Raw genomic sequence first — 277 nt, 5'->3', positions numbered from 1 at the left:
CGGCAGTTCAGGTTCCGGTAAATCATCGCTGGCTTTGACACTCATTGAGCGGGCGCAACAGACAGGGCGTGTCGGTACGCTGATTTCTGATGATCAGACCATTCTCAACATTACCAATAAAAAGCTGATCGCATCGACACCTTCGGTTATTGCCGGTGCAATTGAAATTCGCGGTGCGGGTTTGTTTGAGGTACCATATCAACCGCAGGCAGAGGTCAATCTGCTGGTAGAACTGGTTTGTGCCGATAAAGCGCCACGCTACCCAAGAGATGAACAA

At 50.2% G+C, this 277-nt stretch carries 1 pseudogene; it reads left to right on the top strand.

Annotated elements, in window-relative coordinates:
* Window positions 1-277: pseudogene (locus tag HBA93_RS20945) on the top strand (HPr kinase/phosphorylase); the annotation flags it as partial.

Origin of the sequence: Ochrobactrum sp. SFR4 (assembly GCF_019730395.1) — a bacterium.
Lineage (GTDB): Bacteria > Pseudomonadota > Alphaproteobacteria > Rhizobiales > Rhizobiaceae > Pseudochrobactrum.
Note: the sequence above shows the minus strand (reverse complement) of the source record. Positions and strands in the feature narration are given on the sequence as shown.